The sequence below is a fragment of the Campylobacter concisus genome (genome assembly GCF_003048875.2).
GTDB lineage: Bacteria > Campylobacterota > Campylobacteria > Campylobacterales > Campylobacteraceae > Campylobacter_A > Campylobacter_A concisus_AU.
Window position 1 is genome coordinate 1 of record NZ_CP049265.1, and the last position, 3,611, is coordinate 3,611.

General features: G+C 34.9%; 4 protein-coding genes. All 4 read right to left on the minus strand.

Annotated features, from left to right (window positions below; all coding sequences use genetic code 11):
- Positions 1-62: 62 nt before the first annotated feature.
- Complete coding sequence (locus tag CVT07_RS10045; protein ID WP_196375763.1) at positions 63-1,058, minus strand: replication initiation protein; 996 nt, start codon at positions 1,056-1,058, stop codon at positions 63-65.
- Positions 1,059-1,499: 441 nt separating this feature from the next.
- Complete coding sequence (locus tag CVT07_RS10050) at positions 1,500-2,924, minus strand: mobilization protein (RefSeq protein ID WP_196375764.1); 1,425 nt, start codon at positions 2,922-2,924, stop codon at positions 1,500-1,502.
- 1 nt (position 2,925) lies between these two features.
- Entirely contained in the window at positions 2,926-3,198 is a 273-nt protein-coding gene (locus CVT07_RS10055; RefSeq protein ID WP_103633245.1) for a type II toxin-antitoxin system YafQ family toxin, read from the minus strand.
- Between the two features lie 3 nt (positions 3,199-3,201).
- On the minus strand, positions 3,202-3,489 hold the full coding sequence (locus CVT07_RS10060) for a hypothetical protein (RefSeq protein WP_103633246.1): 288 nt from the start codon (positions 3,487-3,489) through the stop codon (positions 3,202-3,204).
- Positions 3,490-3,611 lie beyond the last annotated feature (122 nt).

Here is a 3,611-nt window from a genome sequence, read left to right on the forward strand (position 1 = left end):
AGATGATCTAATTTGTTTTTCTACTCGACAAGCTCGTAGAAAAAATATAATTGAAATATAAGCTAAAAACCTAAGAAATTTTGTAGGTGTTTTATACTCTCGAAATTCATTTCGGTTATGTAGTCATCATCAGAATTTTTTAGCTTGGCTTTGATTTTATCCTGGTAATAATTTAGCTCAATAATTTTTAGGGTGTCATATTCTTGAGTGTGTGGATTTTTAACTCTGACGCTTTGGAAAAGGTAGGCTTTTAGCTCGTCGATTTTGTTTTGTTTCAAAGATCGCAGCCTCTCTTCTCTTTGGATATCTCTTGCAATAGTTGCTAGATTTCTTTCGTTCTCTTTCTCGTCCTTTTCAAGCTCTGAAACGGGCTGCGGCATAAAGCAAAACTCTAAGGCTTCAATCTCGCGCCCCTTTTTGTGCTTGATTACGACCAGCTTCTCAAACGGCGTGCGGCGCATATCAAAAAGGTTTCGTTCTGCCGATAGCTCTTTGATTGTAGGCTTTAAAATTTGTTTGTCTATATCGCAAGATTTATAGCTTTCAGGAATACCCAAAAGCTCTTTAAAATCATCGTATCGAATGCGCCATCGTCCAGTTTGGCGATATTGTTTTAAATAGCGGTAAATGGTTTTTATGTATGTGCCGTTAAGATTTACAAACTCCGCTAACTCGTATCTAGTCCAGCCTTTAAGAGGGCTTGAAATATAACGGTCTTTAAAGCCTTGTGATACTCTAATTCTCAAGACTTTGTTTTTACTATCGGTTTCTATGCTTGGAAAAATAACGTCTTGTCTTAGGTCGCCTAGCTCGTTAATTTCATATCTAAATTTAAACTCTTGAAGCTTGCCTAACTTATCTAAAATATCACGCCTATAATTTGTTCCTTGTGCTATATTCGCAAGTTCAAAAACTTTATTAAAATCAAGCTCTAGCGTGTCGCCTTTGGTGGTTCTAAACTGCTGCAAAAGGGTAAAGAATACGTTTTGCTGTGCTTCACTCAGTGAATTAAATTTTAGCTCGTGCAGCTCATTTGAATACTTTACAACTTCGTTCATTTGTAGCCTTTTTTGTTTTTTTGCATTATATCATAAAAACAAGGATAGTTATTAAAGGATTTTATCCTTTAATAATATCATTATATAAAGCTGTTGAGTTAAGTGAGAAATCTATCCTTGAATAGTGAGAAATCTATCCTTGAATAAGTGAGAAATCTATCCTTGAATAGTGAGAAATCTATCCTTGAATACCCCTTGCTAAGCTCGACGCCATCGGCTCTAGCGAATACCTAAAAGATAAGAAAAGGTTTTTAAAAAGATGTTAAAAGGCGCGCGCGAAAAAAAATCGACCACTTTTTTGAAAAAATCTGACTAGCAATTCGGACGCTTCAGCAGCGCTCAAATTGCTAGCGCAATTTTCGTCCGCGAGCTTTTTCGCTTTGCATAGTCGCTACGCTCCGCAAAGCTCTAGCAATTATTGAGGAGATGATAAAGGTCTTTTTAAAAGCTTCTGCCAGTATCTTTCTTAATTATTTTTTGAGATACTGCCTTTTGTCTCTCTTTTTCTTTTTCTTGCATAATTTCTAAATGCGCTTTTTTTGCCAACAACACATTTGGTTTAATAAACTCATCAAAAAGTGGCAAGTGGGAATATTTAGCGTCTATTTCTCTGTCTTTTCCTCTAAAATCGCCTGAAATTGTGTTTGGTCTTTCATTTTTAAAAGAAGCACGATAGTTAATTAAATTAAAATACTCTTTTAAGTCGTCAAATTTGACCGCTGTTGCATTTTCTTGTTTTAATTCGATAATTTCCTTGTCTTTGATATCGTTTTGCTCTTGTAGGGCTTTATTTTGCGTTTTAAGCATATCGTTTTCACGTTTTAAATTATCAATAGCTTTTAAAATCCCGTTATCATAGTCATCATAGGTTTTAAAATTTTCGGTGGAAATCATCATTTCTTTGGTAATTTTTAGGATTTGTTCATTTCGCTCTTTTTTAAAATCTTTATAGTCTTGACTTATAGTTTTTTCTTTTTCTAAATCTCTTTTTGTTGCTTCGTGGGCTCTTTGCTCTTGCTCAAGTTGTTTTTTAAGTTCTAAAATCTGAGCTTGGTTGCATTCTTGAATTTTTGCCTTTGCTAGATCTCGCCATTTGCCTAGATCTGTATATTGATCTTTTTCGTATATTCTCGGTAATCCCATCTCAACCAAAGCATTATTTGCTTCGATCATTCTTTTTCGTTCAGCTTGAAAGGCATTATCTGCTTCTTTAAGTGCTTCTTTTTGCTGTTTCTCGATTTCTCTTATTTGTTTATTTAAATCATTGATTGCTTGTTTTGTAGTCTTTTTTTCAGTTTCTTTTTGTTTGGCGTATTCTCTAGGCTCGGTGCGCTCTCTGCCGCTTTTTCGCTTATCCTCGCCTCTTTGCATTTGCAAGATTTGAGATACCTCAGATTGTAGCTCTCTAAGCTTTTGCGGTGTAAGTTCCCTTTGGCGATTTATGCCAGTGTTCTTGTCAAGAGTTATAAATTCTAAATGGGCGTGATGGTTGATTTGCTTTTTGCCGTCTTCGTCGATATGCCCTTCATCTCTGTGTATTGCGATTTGATAGCATTGAAAGCCGTATTTGTCGTTAAAATGCTGGGCTAGTCGCTTTAAGTCGTCCATTGTGGTATCTGATTTTATATTACAAACTGCCGACCATTCATAAGATTTGGCTTGAAATCTTTGATTTGTTCGGTTTATATAAGTTTCTTTGGCTTGGGCTATGATTTGCCCTTTTAGTTCCCTTGCTTGCTCCGCATCGCGGTCACATTCCGCCCCTTTTTCGTTGTCAATTAGATAGCTTGGCGGAAGTGTGCGATCGTTATGTTCGGCGTTAATTGCAAATGATTTTTTGAAATTTATACTTGAAATTTGGCTCATTTTATTTGCTAAAAAGCTCGCTATGGCTGCCGACTTGCATTAAATTAAGCTCTAATACATCGTCAATTATTTGATATATTAGTAATAAATCAGGCTTTATGTGACATTCTCGATACTGCGAATATTTGCCTTTTAGTGCGTGATCACAAAGCTTTTGTTCTAAGGTTTCGCCATTTGCAATTTTAAAAACTACTTCATCAATCAGGTCTTGATCTTGTGGGGTTTGCTTTTTAAACTGCGTTCGATACTTCTTTGAAGTGGTAATCTTGAGCATTTTTTATTCTCTCATCTTTGCTTGATAATCCGCAAAGTCATTGCACTTTATAACGTCGCCGTTTTCAAATTCTTTTATCGCTTCATCAAGAGCAGGTATAGAAATATTTTTCTCGTCTATCTTGCTTTTTGTTTTGGTTCTTAAAAATTTAACTAGCTCTTTTTGCGTAGCGATTTTATTTTTAAAATCTTCTTCAAGTGAGCTTAGTTTTGCTTCAGCTTTTAGTAGATGATTAAATATTGTTCGCTTACTCATATTTTCATATTTTTGGTAATCAATAGTTGCTTGCATTGTGGCTTCCTTTTTAAAATATTTTGTTGTGATTTTATCATAAAAAATATTTTAAAAACAAATTGATATCTATGAGCTTGCGAATAGGTGTCTAATTTGCAAATTAGACACCTTGACAAGCA